Below are 18700 nucleotides of genomic sequence, written 5' to 3'. Positions count from 1 at the left end.
GCAAGGAGCCGGGCATGTTCCGTCCCAAACTGTTGTTCACCAGCCTCGCCGCACTCGCCCTGGGTGCCTGCTCGCCCCAGGACCCGCAGGCCGTGACCTCGGCCGCCATCGCCAAGCAGGTGATCCTGCCGACCTACAGCCGCTGGGTCGAGGCCGACCGCGCCCTGGCCGCCAGCGCCCTGGCTTATTGCGAGGGCAAAAGCTCGCTGGAGGCCGCCCGCGCCGACTTCCTCAACGCGCAGAAGGCCTGGGCCGAGCTGCAACCGCTGCTGGTCGGCCCGCTGGCCGAAGGCAACCGCGCCTGGCAGGTGCAGTTCTGGCCGGACAAGAAGAACCTGGTCGGTCGCCAGGTCGAGCAACTGGTCAACGGTGACAAGCCGGTCGATACAGAATCGCTGGGCAAGGCCAGCGTCGTGGTGCGCGGCCTGTCGGCCTACGAGTACATCCTCTTCGACAGCAAGCCTGATGTCGCCAGCGCAGAGCAGAAGGCACGCTACTGCCCGCTGCTGGTCGCCATCGGCGAACACCAGAAGGTCCTGGCCGAGGAGATCCTCAAGAGCTGGAACAGCACCGACGGCATGCTGTCGCAGATGACCAAGTTCCCCAACCAGCGCTACGCCGACTCCCACGAGGCGATCGCCGATCTGCTGCGCGCCCAGGTCACCGCCCTGGACACCCTGAAGAAGAAACTTGGCGCACCGATGGGCCGCCAGAGCAAGGGCATCCCACAGCCGCTGCAGGCCGAAGCCTGGCGCAGCCACTCCTCGCTCAAGAGCCTGGAAGCCTCGCTCAAGGCCGCCCAGACCGTCTGGGTCGGGGTCGACAACCAGGGCCTGCGCGGCCTGCTGGGCAAAGACCAGGCGCCGCTGGTGCAGAAGATCGACGGCGCCTACGCAACAGCGCTCAAGTCGCTTGCCGACAACCCGAAGACCTTGGGCGAGCTGCTGGCCGACGACGCCGGCCAACAGACCCTCAACCAGATCTACGACAATCTCAACGCCGTCCACCGCCTGCACGAAGGCGACCTGGCCAAGGCGCTGAACATTCAACTGGGCTTCAACGCCAACGACGGTGACTGATCATGCTGCGACGCCAGGCCCTGAAACTCGGTAGCGTAGTGCTCAGCGCCCTCACTCTGGGCGGCTGGAGCCTGTTTCGCAACAAAGGCAGCGAACCCCTGCTGCTCTCGGCGCGCGACGATGGCGACGGCAGGCACTATGCCGTCGGCTTTCGCCTGGACGGCACCGAAGTGTTCAGCACCCAGGTGGCCCAGCGTTGCCACGCGATCATCAATCACCCCGAACAGCCCATCGCCCTGTTCGTCGCCCGCCGACCTGGTACCGAAAGCTACCTGGTCGACTTGCGCGACGGCCGCCTGCTGCAGACCATCACCTCGCAACCGAACCGCCACTTCTACGGCCACGCGGTAATCCACAAAAGTGGCGAATGGTTGTACACCACCGAGAACGACACCACTGACCCAGGTCGTGGCGTGCTCGGTGTCTACCGCTTCGAAGGCGAGCGCCTGGTGCACAGCGGCGAGCTCCCGACCCATGGCATCGGCCCCCACGAACTGGCCTGGCTGCCCGACGGCGAAACCCTGGTGGTGGCCAACGGCGGCATCCGCACCGAGGCCGAAAGCCGGGTGGAGATGAACCTCGACGCCATGGAACCGAGCCTGGTGTTGATGCAGCGCGACGGCACCCTGCTGAGCAAGGAAACGCTGGCCCAGCAGATGAACAGCGTGCGCCACCTGGCGGTGGGCACGGACGGCACCATCGCCGCCTGCCAGCAGTTCATGGGCGCCTCCGACGAAACCGCCGAGCTGCTGGCGATCAAGCGCCCGGGCGAGCCGTTCAAGGCCTTCCCTGTGCCCGAGCGGCAGTTGCAGTCGATGGCCCAGTACACCGCCAGCGTCGCCATCCACAGTGACCTGCGCCTGGTGGCGCTGACCGCGCCGCGGGCCAACCGGCTGTTCATCTGGGACCTCGACAGCGGCGCGGTGAAGCTCGATGCACCGATGCCCGATTGCGCGGGGGTCGGGGCAGTGAAGGACGGCTTCGTCGTTACCTCCGGGCAGGGGCGTTGCCGCTTCTACGATTGCCGCAAGCAGGAACTGACCGGGCAACCGATGAACCTGCCGTCCGGGTTCTGGGATAACCACCTGCACCTGGCCTGACCCCTGTTCGCCGGCAAGCCGGCTCCTACCGCAGCTGTAGGAGCCGGCTTGCCGGCGAACCTCCCCTTTTCGCAAAAACCGACAATACTTTCCCCCATCGCACGTGGGCTGGATCGCCCGTGGTCGTGCGCGACGAACAACCACCTCGCATCCAGGGAACCGGACCTATGCTGCGCCGCCGCATGCTGATCATGTTGGCCGTCGTCCTGCTGATCGTGCTGATCCTGGGGGGCTTCAAGGCCTTTTCCATCTACAAGCAGGTTCAAATGTTCTCGGCCCCCAAGCCACCCATCAGCGTCGCCGCGGCCCAGGCCGAGCTGCGCCAATGGCAGGAGCGCCTGCCGGCCGTCGGCAGCTTGAAGGCCTACCAGGGTGTGGAACTGAGCCTCGAAGTGGCCGGTACGGTAAAGTCCCTGCACTTTGAGTCCGGCCAGCAGGTGAAGGCCGGGCAACTGCTACTGCAACTGGACAGCGAACAGGAGACCGCCCTGCTGGGCACCGCCCAGGCCGACCTGAGCCTGGCCAAGGTCGATTTCGGCCGTGGCAGCCAGCTGGTTGGCGACTCGGCGATTTCCCGGGGCGAGTTCGACCGCCTGACCACCCAGTACCGGCGCAACCAGGCGGTGGTCGACCAACTCAAGGCGTCGCTGGCGAAGAAGAGCATCAGCGCCCCGTTCAGCGGCACCATCGGCATCCGTCAGGTGGACGTCGGCGCCTACCTGGCCAGCGGCACGGTGATCGCCACCCTTCAGGACCTGTCGAGCCTGTACGTCGACTTCAACGTGCCCGAGCAAGCCCTGCCCCACCTGAGCCTCGGCCAGCAAGCGCTCGTGCAGGTTGCCGCCTACCCCGGCCAGACCTTCCCGGCCAGCCTCAGCGCGATCAACCCGAAAGTAGAGGAAAGCACACGCAACCTGTTGGTTCGCGCCACTCTCGCCAACCCCGACGGCAAGCTGCTGCCCGGCATGTTCGCCAGCCTCCAGTTGCTGCTACCCGATCCACAACCGCAAGTGGTGGTACCGGAAAACGCCATCACCTACACCCTGTACGGCAATTCGGTGTACCTGGTCAGCCGCAAGCAAGGCGAGGATGGCAAGCCGCAGGACGACAGCGAGGGCCAGCCCCAGCTGATCGCTGAACAGCGCACCGTGCAGACCGGGGAACGCCGCGACGGCTGGGTGGTGGTCAGCAAAGGGCTGCAGGCCGGCGACCAGGTGGTCACCGCCGGCCAGCTCAAGCTGTCACCCGGCGCGGCAATCCGTATCAGCAGCGAGCAGGCGCTCAAGCCGGGCACCCACTGAAGGAGGCAGGCATGGCGTTCACTGACCCGTTCATCCGCCGCCCGGTGCTGGCCTGCGTGGTCAGCCTGCTGATCCTGCTGCTGGGCGCGCAGGCCTGGAGCAAGCTGCAGATCCGCCAGTACCCGCAGATGGAGAACGCCCTGATCACAGTGACCACCGCCTACCCCGGGGCGAATGCCGAAACCATCCAGGGCTACATCACCCAACCGCTGCAGCAGAGCCTGGCCAGCGCCGATGGTATCGACTACATGACCTCGGTGAGCCGGCAGAACTTCTCGGTGATCTCGGTCTACGCACGCGTCGGCGCCGACACCGACCGCCTGTTCACCCAATTGCTGGCCAAGGCTAACGAGGTGCGCAACAAGCTGCCCCAGGACTCGGAGGATCCCGTGCTGAGCAAGGAGGCGGCCGACGCCTCGGCGCTGATGTACATCAGCTTCTACAGCAACGAAATGAGCAACCCGCAGATCACTGACTACCTGTCACGGGTGATCCAGCCCAAGCTGGCGACGCTACCGGGCATGGCCGAGGCGCAGATCCTCGGTAACCAGCTGTTCGCCATGCGCATCTGGATCGACCCGGTGAAACTGGCTGGTTTCGGCCTGTCGGCGGTGGACGTGACCAACGCCGTGCGCCACTACAACTTCCTCGCCGCTGCCGGCGAAGTGAAAGGCCAGTACGTGGTCACCAGCGTCAACGCCACCACCGAGCTCAAGTCGGCCGAGGCTTTCGCCGCCCTGCCGGTCAAGACCACAGGCGACAGCCGGGTACTGCTGGGGGACGTGGCGCGCATCGAGATGGGCGCGGAAAACTACGACACGGTCAGCTCGTTCGACGGCACACCGTCGGTGTACATCGGTATCAAGGCCACCCCCGCCGCCAACCCGCTGCAGGTGATCAAGGAAGTGCGGCGGATCATGCCGCAACTCGAAGAACAGTTGCCGGCGGGCCTCAAGGTGTCCATCGCCTACGACGCCACCCTGTTCATCCAGGCCTCCATCAACGAAGTGATCAAGACCCTCGGCGAGGCGGTGCTGATCGTCATCGTCGTGGTGTTCCTGTTCCTCGGTGCGCTGCGCTCGGTGCTGATCCCGGTGGTGACCATCCCGCTGTCGATGATCGGCGTGCTGTTCTTCATGCAGATGATGGGTTATTCGCTGAACCTGCTGACCCTGTTGGCCATGGTGTTGGCCATCGGCCTGGTGGTGGACGACGCCATCGTCGTGGTGGAGAACATCCACCGCCATATCGAAGAGGGCAAGACACCCCGCGAAGCGGCGCTGGAAGGCGCCCGTGAGATCGCCCTGCCGGTGGTGTCGATGACCATCACCCTGGCTGCGGTCTACGCCCCCATCGGCTTTCTCACCGGGCTGACCGGCGCGTTGTTCAAGGAGTTCGCGCTGACGTTGGCCGGCGCGGTGATCATCTCGGGCGTCGTGGCCCTGACGCTGTCGCCGATGATGTGCGCCCTGCTGCTGCGCCACGAGCAGAGCCCCAGCGGCCTGGCCCACCGTCTGGACGTGCTCTTCGAACAGCTGAAGGGGCGCTACCAGCGCCTGTTGCACGGCACTTTGAACAGCCGGCCAGTAGTACTGGTGTTCGCAGTGATCATCCTGTGCCTGATCCCGGTGCTGCTCAAGTTCACCCAGAACGAACTGGCGCCCAATGAAGACCAGGGCGTGATCTTCATGATGAGCAACTCGCCGCAAACCGCGAACCTGGACTACCTGAACGCTTACACCGACGAATTCACACCGCTGTTCAAGACCTTCCCCGAGTACTATTCGTCGTTCCAGATCAACGGTTTCAATGGCGTGCAGAGCGGCATCGGTGGCTTTCTGCTCAAGCCGTGGAGCGAGCGGCATCGTACCCAGATGGAACTGCTGCCGTTGGTCCAGGCCAAGCTCGAGGAGGTCGGCGGCCTGCAGATCTTCGGTTTCAACCTACCGTCCTTGCCCGGTACCGGGGAAGGCTTGCCTTTCCAGTTCGTTATCAACACGGCCGGAGACTACACGGCGTTGCTGGAGGTGGCCCAGCGGGTCAAGGAGCGTGCGCAAGCGTCCGGCAAGTTCGCCTTCCTCGACATCGACCTGGCGTTCGACAAACCTGAGGTGATGATCGATATCGACCGCGCCAAGGCCGCGCAGATGGGCGTGTCGATGGACACCCTCGGCGGAACTCTGGCCACCTTGCTGGGCGAGGCGGAGATCAACCGCTTCACCCTGGAAGGCCGCAGCTACAAAGTGATCGCCCAGGTTGAACGTGCCTATCGCGCCACGCCGGGTTGGCTGAACAACTACTACGTGAAGAACGAACAGGGTCAGCTATTGCCCCTGTCGACACTTATCACCCTCAGCGATCGTGCTCGGCCTCGCCAGCTCAACCAGTTCCAGCAGTTGAACTCGGCGATCATCCAGGGGGTGCCGCTGGTCAGCATGGGCGAGGCGCTGGAAACCGTGCGCGCGATCGCCCGCGAAGAGGCGCCGGAGGGGTTCGCGGTGGACTATGCGGGCACGGCGCGGCAGTTCGTCCAGGAAGGCAGTGCATTGTGGGTGACGTTCGGTTTGGCGTTGGCAATGATCTTCCTGGTGCTGGCGGCGCAGTTTGAAAGCTTCCGGGATCCGCTAGTGATCCTGGTGACCGTGCCGCTGTCCATCTGCGGGGCGCTGGTACCGCTGTTCCTTGGGGTTTCCAGCATGAATATCTACACGCAGGTGGGGTTGGTGACGTTGATCGGGTTGATTACCAAGCATGGGATCTTGATCGTCGAGTTTGCCAACCAACTGCGTGAAGAAAAGGGGCTTGGCGTTCGTGAGGCGATCGAAGAAGCGGCGGCGATACGTTTGCGGCCGGTGCTGATGACCACGGCGGCCATGGTGTTCGGCATGGTGCCGTTGATTCTGGCCACTGGGGCGGGGGCGGTGAGCCGGTTCGATATCGGGACCGTGATTGCCACGGGGATGTCGGTTGGGACGTTGTTCACGTTGTTTGTGTTGCCTTGTATTTATACGTTATTGGCGCATCGAGCTGGGCGGGAGGTTTGATAGCTAGATGTCATTCTGTAATGAATGGGGTGTATGTACCATTGGTTCGCCGGCAAAGCCGGCTCCTACAATGGAATGTGCACCGTCCTGTAGGAGCCGGCTTTGCCGGCGAATACGCACTCAAGGCCAAGAACAGTCAACTAGCGACAGCTGCGCCCGCCCAGGCGCCGCCCGTAACTTCGCGACTTCAGGAGGCTGAGCGCAAGCGTCTGGAGGGCCAGGTGCGCAGCACCCTTCGGCGTTAGCCGAAGGCGCGAGATGTAGACTTGCGCAGCAAGTCGTAGGCCGCGCGGGCCCGGAAGGCGCCGGAGCGAAGGGACCCCGGAGCGCAGCGTAGGGGCCGTATGATGGAGCGAGCGGCTTTGCCTACTTTGGCCAAGACCAAAGTAGGCCGCCGTAAGGGCGGAAAGGTGAGTCAACGTCCCTACAGCAAATGGATATGCTCACCGCTTGAAAAACCAACAACAACAACAACAACAACAACAACAACAACAACAACAACAAGGGCGAGTTGAAACGTAACCAGATACGCCCCAACCCGCCCTTCAGTCAAACGCTCAAACCAAGCACAACTTAAAGCGCATCAAGCAAGGCCTGGTTCATCTCCGGCGTCCCAATGGTAATCCGCAGAAACTGCGCAATTCGTTCCTGCTTGAAGTGCCGCACAATCACCCCCTGCTCCCGCAGCCGCGCCGCAATCCCCGCCGCATCCTGCGAAGGATGGCGGGCAAAGATGAAGTTCGCCGCCGAAGGCAGCACCTCGAACCCGCGCGCGGTTAACGCCTCGACCAAAACCTCCCGGCTATCGATCACCTTGCGGCAGGTCTCGTCGAAATACTCACGGTCCTCGAACGCCACCGCCGCCCCCACGATCGCCATGCGATCCAGCGGGTAGGAGTTGAAGCTGTTCTTGATCCGCTCCAGCGCCTCGATCAGGTCCGGATGCCCCACCGCCAACCCCACCCGCAGCCCCGCGAGCGAGCGTGACTTGGACAGGGTCTGGGTTACCAGCAGGTTGTCATAACGATCCACCAGGCTGATGGCCGTCTCGCCACCGAAATCGATGTAGGCCTCATCGACCACCACCACCGAATCACGGTTAGCCTGCAACAGCTGCTCCACCGCCTGAAGTGGCAGCAGGCACCCGGTCGGCGCGTTGGGGTTGGGGAAAATGATCCCGGCATTGGGCTTACTGTAATCCGAGACCTGGATCTGGAACTGCTCATCCAGCGCCACCTGCTCGAAAGCAATGCCGTACAGGCCGCAATACACCGGATAGAAACTGTAACTGATGTCCGGGAACAACAGCGGCCCACGGTCGTGCTGGAACAGGCCGTGGAAGATGTGCGCCAGTACCTCGTCCGAGCCATTGCCGACGAATACCTGCGCCGGCGTTACCCCGTAGTACTCGGCGACCGCCTGCTTGAGCCGGTCACCATTCGGGTCCGGATACAGCCGCAGGTTGTCGTTCAACTCGCTCTGCATCGCCTGCAGCGCCCTGGGCGACGGGCCATAAGGGTTTTCGTTGGTATTGAGCTTGACCAGCCGCGCCAGCTTGGGCTGCTCGCCGGGTACATAAGGGACGAGGTCCTTGACGAAGGGACTCCAGAAACGACTCATGCTCAGTTCCCCTTCTCATTGAGGATGCGGTATTCGGCGCTGCGCGCGTGGGCAGTCAGCGATTCGCCACGGGCCAGCACCGACGCGGTGTGGCCCAGCTCGGATGCCCCTTGCTCGGAACAGAAGATGATCGACGAACGCTTCTGGAAGTCATACACACCCAGCGGCGAAGAGAACCGTGCGGTACCGGAGGTCGGTAGCACGTGGTTGGGGCCGGCGCAGTAGTCGCCCAGCGCCTCGCTGGTGTGGCGGCCCATGAAGATCGCGCCAGCATGGCGGATTTGTGGCAGCCAGGCCTGCGGATCGGCCACCGACAGCTCCAGGTGCTCGGGGGCGATGCGGTTGGCCACCTCGATCGCCTGCTGCATGTCACGCACCTGGATCAGCGCGCCACGGCCATTGATCGACTTCTCGATGATCTCGGCACGCTCCATGGTTGGGAGCAGTTTCTCGATGCTGGCGGCAACACGGTCGAGGAAGGCGGCATCCGGGCTGACCAGGATCGCCTGGGCATCCTCGTCGTGCTCGGCCTGGGAGAACAGGTCCATGGCGATCCAGTCCGGATCGGTCTGGCCATCGCACACGACAAGAATCTCCGACGGGCCGGCGATCATGTCGATACCGACCTGGCCAAACACATGACGCTTGGCGGTGGCGACATAGATATTGCCCGGGCCGACGATCTTGTCCACCTGCGGCACGCTCTCGGTGCCATAGGCCAAGGCCGCGACGGCCTGGGCGCCACCGACGGTGAAGACCCGATCAACCCCGGCGATGCAGGCAGCGGCCAGCACCAGCTCGTTGACCTCGCCACGCGGCGTCGGAACCACCATCACCACTTCGGACACACCGGCAACCTTCGCCGGAATGGCGTTCATCAACACCGACGATGGGTACGACGCCTTGCCGCCCGGCACGTACAGGCCGGCACGGTCCAGCGGCGTGACCTTCTGGCCCAGCACGGTGCCATCGGCCTCGGTGTACTGCCAGGAGTCCTGCTTCTGGCGCTCGTGGTAAATGCGCACACGGTTGGCGGCCTTCTCCAGGGCTTCGCGCTGAACCGGTGTGATGCGGGTCAGGGCCAGCTCCAGGCGAGCACGGTCAAGGATCAGGTCATCGATGGATGTCGCTTCGACACCGTCGAAACGCTGGGTGAACTCCACCAGCGCTGCGTCACCGCGCTCGCGCACGGCCTTGATGATGTCGAGCACGCGCTGGTTGACCGCGTCATCGGACACGCTTTCCCAGCTCAGCAGATGATCCAGATGTCGGGCGAAATCCTGGTCAGCGGCGTTGAGACGGGCAATTGCAGTGGACACGGTCATGGCGAGGGCCTCGATTTATTAGCGAATGCTCAGGCACCCTAAGCTACCAGTCCATCCGCGCGGGCACCTGAGAAAATTGGCTATGACGCGGATAGACGGGCGCGACAGCGGAGGTCGCGCGCAGAGGTCAGCCGCGGTGTCGTGATTCGACGGCGTTGCGCAGGGTGTCGATCAGGCTCTGGATACGAGCGTGCTGCATCTTCATGGAGGCCTTGTTGACCACCAGGCGCGAGCTGATCGTGGCGATCAGTTCTTGCGGCTCGAGGCCGTTGGCACGCAGGGTGTTGCCGGTGTCGACCACATCGATGATCTTGTCGGCGAGGTTGATCAATGGTGCCAGCTCCATCGAGCCGTACAGCTTGATGATATCGACCTGGCGGCCCTGCTCGGCGTAGTAGCGCTTGGCTACGTTGACGAACTTGGTGGCCACGCGCAGGCGGCCCTTGGGCTCGGGCGCGCCCGTCACGCCAGCGGTCATCAGCTTGCACTGGGCGATCTGCAGGTCCAGCGGTTCGTAAAGGCCCTGGCCGCCGTATTCCATCAGCACGTCCTTGCCGGCCACACCGAGGTCGGCGGCGCCATGCTCGACGTAAGTTGGTACGTCGGTGGCACGCACGATGAGCAGGCGTACGTCATCCTGCGTGGTGGGGATGATCAGCTTGCGGCTCTTGTCCGGGTTCTCGGTGGGGACGATGCCGGCTTCGGCCAGCAACGGCAGGGTGTCGTCGAGAATGCGGCCTTTGGATAGCGCGATGGTCAACATGGGAAACGTCGGTCCTCAAGCAGCTATAGCCGGCCGGGCCATGGGCCCGACCGCATACGATTCGGCTGGCGCGTCCCTGCGCCGGTCACAGACTAGCCCGGTACGCGGCGGATCTTGGCGCCGAGCATCTGCAGTTTTTCCTCGATGCACTCGTAACCACGGTCGATGTGGTAGATGCGATCGATGAGCGTGTCACCTTCAGCGACCAGGGCCGACAGCACCAGGCTGGCGGAAGCGCGCAGGTCGGTGGCCATCACTGGAGCGCCCTTGAGCGCCTTGACGCCAGTGACGATGGCGGTGTTGCCCTCGACCTGGATCTGTGCGCCCATGCGGTGCATCTCGTACACGTGCATGAAACGGTTTTCGAAGATGGTCTCGATCACCGCGCCAGTGCCTTCGGCGATGGCGTTGAGCGAGATGAACTGCGCCTGCATGTCGGTGGGGAACGCCGGGTACGGCGCGGTACGCAGGTTGACAGCCTTGGGCCGCTTGCCATGCATGTCCAGCTCGATCCAGTCTTCGCCGGTGTTGATGTCGGCACCCGCTTCCTTGAGCTTCTCCAGAACGGCTTCGAGAATGGTCGGATCGGTATCCTTGACCTTGACGCGGCCACCGGTCACGGCAGCGGCAACCAGGTAGGTGCCGGTCTCGATACGGTCGGGCATGACGCGATAGGTTGCCGAAGCCAGGCGCTCGACGCCATCGATGGTGATGGTGTCGGTACCGGCGCCCTGAACCTTGCCGCCCATGGCATTGATGAAGTTGGCCAGGTCGACCACTTCCGGCTCGCGCGCGGCGTTCTGCAGCACGCTGCGCCCCTTGGCCAGCGCGGCAGCCATCATGATGTTCTCGGTACCGGTCACGCTCACGGTATCGAAGAAGAAGTGCGCGCCACGCAGGCCGCCTTCCGGGGCCTTGGCCTTGATGTAGCCACCTTCGACCTCGATCTTCGCACCCATGGCTTCCAGGCCACGGATGTGCAGGTCGACTGGGCGCGAGCCAATGGCGCAACCGCCTGGCAGGGCCACTTCGGCCTCACCGAAACGGGCGACCATCGGGCCTAGCACCAGGATCGAGGCGCGCATGGTCTTGACCAGCTCGTACGGGGCCACCAGGGTCTTGATGGTGCGCGGGTCAATCTCCACCGCGAGCTTCTCATCGATCACAGGCTCGATGCCCATGCGACCGAACAGCTCGATCATGGTGGTGATGTCATGCAGGTGTGGCAGGTTGCCCACGGTGACCGGACCGTCGGCCAGCAGGGTCGCCGCCAGGATTGGCAATGCGGCGTTCTTCGCGCCGGAAATGCGGATTTCGCCGTCGAGGCGCGGGCCGCCAGTGATAATCAGTTTGTCCATACGTCTCTCGCCGCCAAGTTGGCTCAGGTGCGCTCAGCCCAGGCTGCGCTGCTGAAGAATTTCATGGTTACCGCGTGAATGCTGCCGTTCGAGATCCACGGATTGAGGTGAGCATAGATCGCCTGCTGACGCTTGACCGGGCTCAGGCCGGCCAGCTCGTCGCTGATCACGTTCAACTGGAAGTTGCAGCCTTCGCCTTCAACTTCGACCCGGGTTCCCGGCAATTTCTCTTCCAGAAAGCTTTTGACTTCTACGGCCTGCATGCTCAACCTCGATCGGCGCCCAACGCGCGCGGGTCGGCCATCATACAAAAAAGCCCCTCGCCTGCGAAGCCCAAGACGGGGCGCACTGACCGAGGGGCTCTCACCTTGCGACAGGCCATCAGCCCGCCAGTACCTCATCGAGGTCATAAACCTCGGCGATTTCCCGCATGTCGTCCGGCATGCCGCGCACTTCGCAGGCCTTGCCGGCCGCCTGGGCGTCACGCATGAAGGCCAGCAGCAGCGACAAGCCGACGCTGCTTGACTTCACCACCGCGGTGCAGTCAAGCACCAGGCGAGCTTCACCGCTGGCGATGATCAGCGCCTTGCCCTGCTTGCGCAGGGTCGGGCCGCTGCGGTAGTCCAGCACGCCGGCCAGGCGCAGGACGCCAGGCTCGGTCATGCTCACTGCAGCATCGCTCATTTGACTTCCTTGTCCGGCGAGTTGTCGGCGGTCTGCTTGGCCTTGGCCACTTCGCCAGCCCAACCATCGATGGTCTTGTCCAGACTGTTGCCGTTGCGCTGCATCGCATCCTGGAACTGGTCGCGGAACAGTTTGCCGATGTTGATGCCGTTGACAATGACGTTACGCACTTTCCACTCGCCGCCGATCTTCTCCATGGTGTACTGCACTGGATAGACCGCGCCGTTGGTGCCGGTGATCTTCATGCCGACACTGGTGCGCTCGCCATCCTCAGCCTTGGCTGGGTCGACGACGATGCCCTGGTTGTTGTACTCCAGCAGCGCGTTGCCGTAGAACTGCATCAGGCTGCGCTTGAAGTTCTCCTGGAAGCGCTGCATCTGCTCAGGCGTGGCCTTGCGCGAATACTTGACGGTCATGATGCTCTTGGAGATGCCGTCGGCATCGACCACCGGGCCGAGGTTGTCGTTGAGCGCCTTGTAGAACGCCTCAGGGTTGGCCTTGTACTGCTCTTTGTTAGTTTTGAGGTCGCTCAGCAATTGAGTGGTGGTGCCCTGGATGACATCCCGGGCGGATTGCCCGGGCGCGGCCAGGGCCAGCAGGGGGAAGGCCGCCAACAGCACCAGCAGGCCACGTCGCAGGATCGAAATCATGGGAACTCCTTAATTAGCCGGTTGAGCTTCTTTCGGTTCCTTGCCCACGGAATTGAGCAGGAACTTGCCGATCAGATCTTCCAGCACCAGCGCCGACTGGGTGTCGTGAATGGTGCTGCCATCCTTGAGAACCGCGTCTTCGCCGCCCACGCTGATACCGATGTACTTCTCGCCCAGCAGGCCTGCGGTCAGGATCGAGGCCGTGGAGTCGGTCGGCAGGTTGTCGACCTGCTTGTCCAACTGCAAGGTGACGCGACCGGTATACGAATCGCGGTCCAGATCGATGGCCGTGACCTTGCCGATGGTCACACCGGCCATGGTCACTTTGGCTCTGACCGTCAAACCGGCGATATTGTCGAAGTACGCATAAACTTTGTACGTGTCGCTGCTCGGGCTGGCCGACAGCCCGCTGACACGCAGGGCCAGCAGCAGCAGCGCCAGGATCCCGGCCAGGAGGAACAGGCCGACACCGATTTCCAGGGTGCGGTTTTGCATCAGAAATCTCCAAACATCAAGGCGGTCAGAATAAAGTCCAGACCCAGTACTGCCAATGAGGCGTAGACCACGGTCTTGGTGGTGGCACGGCTGATCCCTTCTGAAGTGGGCTCGCAGTCATACCCCTGGAATACGGCGATCCAGGTAACGACGAAGGCGAACACCAGGCTCTTGATCAGCCCGTTGATCACGTCGTCGCTGAAAGAAACGCTGTTCTGCATGTTGCCCCAGAACGAGCCTTCGTAGACGCCCAGCCAATCGACGGCGACCCACGAACCGCCCCAGATGCCGACCACACTGAAGATCAGCGCGAGCAACGGCAGCGAGATGAAACCAGCCCACAGGCGCGGTGCAACGATGTACTTGAGCGGGTCGACACCGATCATTTCCAGGCTCGACAGCTGCTCGGTGGACTTCATGTTGCCGATCTCCGCGGTCAGCGCGGAACCCGCACGCCCGGCGAACAGCAAGGCGGTCACCACCGGCCCCAGCTCACGCAGCAGCGTCAGGGCAACCATCTGCCCCACGGCCTGCTCCGAGCCGTACTTGGTGAGAATGCTGTAGCCCTGCAGCGCCAGCACCATGCCGATGAACACGCCGGACACGACAATGATCGCCAACGACAGCACGCCAACCGAGTAGAGCTGCTTGACCAGCAACTGGAAGCCACCGCCAATGCCGCCGCGACCGCTCAACGCGTGCCCCAGGAATAGGCACGAACGCCCCAGCACCGCGAGCACGTCGATGGCCGAACGGCCAAACAGGCGGATACGTTCGAGTAAGGATTTTCTGCGCATCAACGCGCCCCCAGCAGATCGGCGCGATAGTCAGGCGCAGGAAAATGGAATGGCACCGGACCGTCCGGGTCACCCTTCATGAACTGGCGGATACGTGGGTTGTCCGAGCCCATCAGCTCATCCGGCGTACCCTGCCCCAGCACCTGGCCATCACCCACCACATAGATGTAGTCGGCGATGCTGGCGGTTTCCGCCAGGTCATGGGAGACCACGATACTGGTGATCCCCAGGGCGTCGTTGAGCAGGCGGATAAGACGGACCAGCACACCCATGGCAATCGGATCCTGACCGACGAACGGTTCGTCGTACATGAGGATCTGTGGATCGAGGGCGATCGCACGGGCCAGCGCCACGCGGCGCTTCATGCCACCGGACAGCTCGTCGGGCATCAGGTCGATGGCGCCACGCAACCCCACCGCCTGCAGTTTCATCAGGACGATGTCACGGATCATCTCGTCCGAGAGCTGCGTGTGTACGCGCAGCGGAAAGGCGACGTTCTCGAACACATCGAGGTCGGTGAACAGCGCGCCGCTCTGGAACAGCACGCCCATGTGCTTGCGGGCGTCGAACAGGTCGCTGCGCGACAACGCGGGCAGGTTCTGCCCGTTGACCCAGACCTCACCGCCTGTCGGGCGCAACTGCGCGCCCATCAGGCGCAGCAAGGTGGTCTTGCCGCACCCCGAAGGCCCCATGATGCCGGTGACCTTGCCGCGGGGAATACGTATGTCCACGTTGCTGAAAATGCTGCGCGAACCGCGCTTGAAGGTGACACCCTTCAACTCGACCGCGTAGGCGCTATCCACACTCATCTAGACTCCTTGCTAGTGCAGCCTCGCACTCATGGACGTTCACCTTCATCGTGAAGGCACACGCACCCCTGGCTGGCCGAATAGCGGCGAACTATAGCACCGCTGGCAGGCCCTTCCCAAGGGCGTCAAACGTTCCATTCAGGGCTCTGACAGCTATATGTGACATTCGAAGGATGAGCGTTTCGCACATTGCGGCTATAATCGCCGCCTTTTCATCAGGCATTGCGTTTTCGACATGAGCCAATCCAGCGAGCTGATCCACTCCGCCCAGCGCACCCTGCGCCTGGAACTCGAGGCCGTAGAGGGCCTGCTGGCCCGTATCGACGGCAACTTCGTCAAGGCTTGTGAGCTGATCCTGGCCAGCAAGGGCCGCGTCGTGGTGGTCGGCATGGGCAAGTCGGGGCACATCGGCAACAAGATCGCCGCCACCCTCGCCAGCACCGGCACCCCTTCGTTCTTCGTGCACCCGGCCGAGGCCAGCCACGGTGACATGGGCATGATCACCCGTGACGATGTCATTCTTGCCCTCTCAAACTCTGGCAGCACCGCCGAGATCGTCACCCTGCTGCCGCTGATCAAGCGCCTGGGTATCCAGATGATCAGCCTTACCGGCAACCCGGACTCGCCTCTGGCGCAAGCGGCCGAAGTCAACCTCGACGCCCGTGTTGCCCAGGAAGCCTGCCCGCTCAACCTGGCCCCCACCTCCTCCACCACCGCCGCACTGGTGCTGGGCGACGCACTGGCCATCGCCCTGCTGGAAGCCCGCGGCTTCACCGCCGAGGATTTCGCTTTCTCGCACCCGGGTGGCGCGCTGGGCCGACGCCTGCTGCTTAAGGTCGAGAACGTGATGCACGCGGGTGAAGAACTGCCACAGGTGCAACGCGGCACGCTGCTCAAGGATGCACTGCTCGAGATGTCCCGCAAGGGCCTGGGCATGACCGTTGTCCTGGAAAGCGACGGCAAGCTCGCCGGCGTATTCACTGACGGCGACCTGCGCCGCAGCCTCGACCGCAGCATCGATATCCACAAGACCCTCATCGACGAAGTCATGACCGTGCATGGCAAGACCGCCCGCGCCGAGATGCTCGCCGCCGAAGCGCTCAAGATCATGGAAGACCACAAGATCAGCGCACTCGTGGTGGTCGACCGGGACGACCGCCCGACCGGCGCCCTGAACATGCATGACCTGCTGCGCGCTGGAGTGATGTAAATGAACCAGGACCTCATGCAACGCGGCAAACCTATCAAGCTGGCGGTATTCGACATCGACGGCGTGCTCACCGACGGCCGCCTGTACTTCCTCGAGGACGGCAGCGAGTTCAAGACCTTCAACACCCTCGACGGCCAGGGCATCAAGATGCTCATGGCCTCGGGCGTGACCACCGCGATCATCAGCGGGCGCAAGACCCCCGTGGTCGAGCGCCGAGCGAAGAACCTGGGCATCCCGCACCTGTTCCAGGGCCGCGAGGACAAACTGGTGGTGCTCGACGGTCTGCTCGCCGAACTCAACCTAAGCTATGAACAGGTCGCCTATCTTGGCGACGACCTGCCCGACCTGCCGGTAATCCGCCGCGTGGGCCTGGGCATGGCGGTGGCCAATGCCGCGCCGTTCGTTCGCCAGCACGCCCACGGCGTGACTCAGGCACGCGGCGGTGAAGGTGCGGCCCGCGAGTTCTGCGAACTGATCATGCAGGCCCAGGGCACCCTGGACGCTGCCAACGCCAACTACCTGTAAGGCCGCCCATGTTCAGCAAGAAACTTCGTAATGTTGTGCTGTTCGGCGTGATTGCCGCAGTGCTGGCCGCCGTCGGCTACTGGAACGTCAGCCCGGAAAGCTTCCTCGAGCAGCCCACCGCCCAGGTCGACGAAAGCGCCATTGACTATTACGCGATCAATGCCCACAGCGTGCAGTTCCTGCCCGACGGCAAGCTGCAGTACGAGATGACCGCCGACAAGGTCGAACACCTCAAGGCCAGCGAAGTCACCCTGGTGACCACGCCCGACCTGCACATGTACCGCGGCACGGAGTACCCGTGGCATGTGCAGAGCAAACGCGCCGAGGTTAACCCGGACGGCACCGAGGTCGAACTGATCGATGATGTGCGCGTGGCACGTACCGATGAAAAGCAACGCGACACCATCATTACCAGCACCCGCATGACCGTGTTCCCGCAGAAGCAATATGCGCAGACCGAGCAAGCCGTTAGAATCGACGGCGCCGGTGGCACGACTACGGGCAAAGGAATGAAAGCGTATTTGAAAGAAGGCAGGATGGACCTGCTCTCTAACGTAAGAGGACAGTATGAGGCTCGTTAAAACCATCCCCCTTCTGCTCAGCCTGGGCGTTGCACTGGGAAGCGCGAGCGCCTTCGCCCTGCCGAACGATCGTGACCAGCCGATCCGCATCCAGGCGGACAACGCCCACCTGGACGACAAGCAGGGCGTGGCCACCTATACCGGCGATGTGATCATCACCCAAGGTTCGATGATGATCAAAGGCAATACCGTGACCATGACCCGCGCCGCCTCCGGCGACATCGACGTGGTCACCTCGGTGGGCAACCTGGCCTATTTCGAGCAGCAGCAGAGCGCCGCCAAACCCGACAAGATGAAAGGTTGGGCCGTGACCATCCAGTACCAGGCGCAGAAAGACTTGGTGATCCTCACCGACCGCGCCAAGGTCGAGAACGAAGGCAACACCACCGAAGGCGAGAAGATCGTCTACAACACCAAGACTCAGGTGGCGACCGCCGGTCGCGGTGGCAATGTGACTGCACCACGTCAGCGCATCGACATGGTCATTCAACCGAAGAAAAAGGCCGAGTAAATGGCAACCCTCAAAGCCCAGCACCTGGCCAAGAGCTACAAGGGCAGGCAGGTCGTTCGCGACGTCAGCCTGTCCATCGACAGCGGCCAGATCGTCGGCTTGCTCGGCCCCAACGGCGCCGGCAAGACCACCTGCTTCTACATGATCGTAGGCCTGGTCCAGGCGGATCAGGGCCGCGTCCTGATCGACAGCCTCGACGTCAGCCACCAGCCCATGCATGGCCGCGCGCAAGCGGGTATCGGCTACCTGCCGCAGGAAGCCTCGATCTTCCGCAAGCTGTCGGTGGCCGACAACATCATGGCCATCCTCGAGACCCGCAAGGACCTCGACCGCGACGGCCGGCGCAAGGAGCTGGAAAGCCTGCTACAGGAGTTCCACATCAGCCACATCCGCGACAACCTGGGCATGAGCCTGTCCGGTGGCGAACGCCGCCGTGTCGAAATCGCCCGCGCCCTGGCCACCGCACCCAAGTTCATCCTGCTGGACGAACCTTTTGCCGGCGTCGACCCGATCTCCGTGGGCGACATCAAGCAGATCATCCATCACCTCAAGAACAAGGGTATCGGTGTACTGATCACCGACCACAACGTTCGTGAAACGCTGGACATCTGCGAGACCGCCTACATCGTCAACGACGGCCAGTTGATCGCCGAAGGCGATGCCGAGACCATCCTGGCCAACCAGTTGGTCAAGGAAGTCTACCTGGGCCACGAGTTCCGCCTCTGATCCTGGGCCTGCCCGGAGCACTGGCGAACACGCCCGGGACGGGCTTAAGTGTAACAGTGCTCTAGGCAAACGCTGCAATTTCAGGCATATAACTTGCTTAAAATCGGCGCCCAAGCGCCCTA

At 63.1% G+C, this 18700-nt stretch carries 19 protein-coding genes; 9 read left to right on the top strand and 10 right to left on the bottom strand.

Translation table 11 applies throughout. The features are described from left to right. Positions 1-14 precede the first annotated feature (14 nt). The 4 genes from IM733_RS24600 to IM733_RS24585 all read left to right on the top strand — a co-directional run bounded on the left by IM733_RS24600 (position 15) and on the right by IM733_RS24585 (position 6524). A complete protein-coding gene (locus IM733_RS24600) occupies positions 15-1079 on the top strand; it encodes an imelysin family protein (protein ID WP_248918854.1) in 1065 nt (354 codons plus the stop codon). A 2-nt stretch (positions 1080-1081) separates the two neighbouring features. Further along, positions 1082-2179: a DUF1513 domain-containing protein gene (locus IM733_RS24595; RefSeq protein ID WP_248918853.1), complete on the top strand. Its 1098-nt coding sequence runs from the start codon at positions 1082-1084 to the stop codon at positions 2177-2179. A gap of 167 nt (positions 2180-2346) precedes the next feature. Continuing rightward, positions 2347-3480, top strand: coding sequence for an efflux RND transporter periplasmic adaptor subunit (locus IM733_RS24590; protein WP_248918852.1), 1134 nt, complete (start codon positions 2347-2349; stop codon positions 3478-3480). A gap of 11 nt (positions 3481-3491) precedes the next feature. After that, positions 3492-6524 carry a multidrug efflux RND transporter permease subunit gene (locus IM733_RS24585; protein ID WP_248918851.1) on the top strand — a complete coding sequence of 1011 codons (3033 nt, stop codon included), beginning with the start codon at positions 3492-3494 and terminating at the stop codon, positions 6522-6524. A gap of 573 nt (positions 6525-7097) precedes the next feature. Here the strand turns inward: IM733_RS24585 and hisC are convergent. From hisC to IM733_RS24535, 10 genes are all read right to left on the bottom strand, one after another. Further along, positions 7098-8144 (bottom strand): histidinol-phosphate transaminase, encoded by a 1047-nt coding sequence (gene hisC, locus IM733_RS24580; protein ID WP_248918850.1) that lies wholly within the window; start codon positions 8142-8144, stop codon positions 7098-7100. A gap of 2 nt (positions 8145-8146) precedes the next feature. Further along, entirely contained in the window at positions 8147-9469 is a 1323-nt protein-coding gene (gene hisD / locus IM733_RS24575) for a histidinol dehydrogenase (protein WP_248918849.1), read from the bottom strand. 127 nt (positions 9470-9596) lie between these two features. Beyond that, positions 9597-10232, bottom strand: a complete 636-nt coding sequence (gene hisG / locus IM733_RS24570; protein WP_011532429.1) for an ATP phosphoribosyltransferase — start codon at positions 10230-10232, stop codon at positions 9597-9599. A gap of 92 nt (positions 10233-10324) precedes the next feature. Then, positions 10325-11590 (bottom strand): UDP-N-acetylglucosamine 1-carboxyvinyltransferase, encoded by a 1266-nt coding sequence (gene murA / locus IM733_RS24565; RefSeq protein ID WP_248918848.1) that lies wholly within the window; start codon positions 11588-11590, stop codon positions 10325-10327. 23 nt (positions 11591-11613) lie between these two features. Continuing rightward, positions 11614-11853 (bottom strand): BolA family protein, encoded by a 240-nt coding sequence (locus IM733_RS24560; protein WP_011532427.1) that lies wholly within the window; start codon positions 11851-11853, stop codon positions 11614-11616. A 118-nt stretch (positions 11854-11971) separates the two neighbouring features. After that, complete coding sequence (locus IM733_RS24555; protein WP_248918847.1) at positions 11972-12274, bottom strand: STAS domain-containing protein; 303 nt, start codon at positions 12272-12274, stop codon at positions 11972-11974. Continuing rightward, positions 12271-12924: an MlaC/ttg2D family ABC transporter substrate-binding protein gene (locus IM733_RS24550; RefSeq protein ID WP_248918846.1), complete on the bottom strand. Its 654-nt coding sequence runs from the start codon at positions 12922-12924 to the stop codon at positions 12271-12273. Before IM733_RS24550 ends, IM733_RS24555 begins: the two co-directional genes overlap by 4 nt. A 9-nt stretch (positions 12925-12933) precedes the next feature. After that, entirely contained in the window at positions 12934-13419 is a 486-nt protein-coding gene (gene mlaD, locus IM733_RS24545) for an outer membrane lipid asymmetry maintenance protein MlaD (protein WP_248918845.1), read from the bottom strand. Further along, positions 13419-14216, bottom strand: a complete 798-nt coding sequence (mlaE, locus tag IM733_RS24540; protein ID WP_011532423.1) for a lipid asymmetry maintenance ABC transporter permease subunit MlaE — start codon at positions 14214-14216, stop codon at positions 13419-13421. The genes mlaD and mlaE overlap by 1 nt, the downstream gene beginning before the upstream one ends. Next, positions 14216-15025 carry an ATP-binding cassette domain-containing protein gene (locus tag IM733_RS24535; protein WP_011532422.1) on the bottom strand — a complete coding sequence of 270 codons (810 nt, stop codon included), beginning with the start codon at positions 15023-15025 and terminating at the stop codon, positions 14216-14218. The genes mlaE and IM733_RS24535 overlap by 1 nt, the downstream gene beginning before the upstream one ends. 235 nt (positions 15026-15260) lie before the next feature. Between IM733_RS24535 and IM733_RS24530 the strand changes: the two genes are divergently transcribed. Genes IM733_RS24530 through lptB form a run of 5 tightly spaced genes read left to right on the top strand, consistent with a single transcriptional unit; the run spans position 15261 to position 18578 of the window. Continuing rightward, complete coding sequence (locus tag IM733_RS24530; protein ID WP_248918844.1) at positions 15261-16235, top strand: KpsF/GutQ family sugar-phosphate isomerase; 975 nt, start codon at positions 15261-15263, stop codon at positions 16233-16235. Next, positions 16236-16760 (top strand): KdsC family phosphatase, encoded by a 525-nt coding sequence (locus IM733_RS24525; RefSeq protein ID WP_248918843.1) that lies wholly within the window; start codon positions 16236-16238, stop codon positions 16758-16760. An 8-nt stretch (positions 16761-16768) separates the two neighbouring features. Continuing rightward, the gene (gene lptC, locus IM733_RS24520; RefSeq protein ID WP_248918842.1) at positions 16769-17341 is read left to right on the top strand and encodes an LPS export ABC transporter periplasmic protein LptC; all 573 of its coding nucleotides are present in this window, start codon (positions 16769-16771) and stop codon (positions 17339-17341) included. Next, positions 17328-17852 carry a lipopolysaccharide transport periplasmic protein LptA gene (gene lptA, locus IM733_RS24515; protein WP_248918841.1) on the top strand — a complete coding sequence of 175 codons (525 nt, stop codon included), beginning with the start codon at positions 17328-17330 and terminating at the stop codon, positions 17850-17852. Before lptC ends, lptA begins: the two co-directional genes overlap by 14 nt. After that, positions 17853-18578, top strand: coding sequence for an LPS export ABC transporter ATP-binding protein (lptB, locus tag IM733_RS24510; protein WP_011532417.1), 726 nt, complete (start codon positions 17853-17855; stop codon positions 18576-18578). Positions 18579-18700: the final 122 nt, after the last annotated feature.

It is taken from the genome of Pseudomonas entomophila (assembly GCF_023277925.1).
Classification (GTDB): domain Bacteria; phylum Pseudomonadota; class Gammaproteobacteria; order Pseudomonadales; family Pseudomonadaceae; genus Aquipseudomonas; species Aquipseudomonas entomophila_D.
The sequence above is the reverse complement of the archived record's forward strand: the minus strand, read 5'-3'. Positions and strand labels throughout refer to the sequence as shown.